The 257-nt window shown below is 37.0% G+C and carries 1 pseudogene; it reads left to right on the forward strand.

Annotated elements, in window-relative coordinates:
• Positions 1-257 (forward strand): annotated as a pseudogene (locus tag AOA60_RS33585) (ABC transporter permease); the annotation flags it as partial.

Consider the following 257-nt stretch of genomic DNA (forward strand, 5'->3'; position numbering starts at 1 on the left):
TTATTATGGTACTCGTTCTATCGTTTATCACCTTTTTACTTATGAAGATTACACCAGGTGACCCAATCAGAGCGATTCTAAAGATCGATGATGTCGTAGTTACCACAGTGGATGAAGAAAGATTAAGGATGGAATACGGGTTTGACCAACCTATTTTCGTTCAATATGGAAATTGGTTATGGAATGTGGCCAAATTAGACCTTGGAGAATCATTACTGACGAATAGACCAGTTTTGGACATGATTTTAAGTAGACTT

The sequence above is a fragment of the Pseudomonas sp. 2822-17 genome, assembly GCF_002742485.1.
Classification (GTDB): domain Bacteria; phylum Pseudomonadota; class Gammaproteobacteria; order Pseudomonadales; family Pseudomonadaceae; genus Aquipseudomonas; species Aquipseudomonas cyclaminis.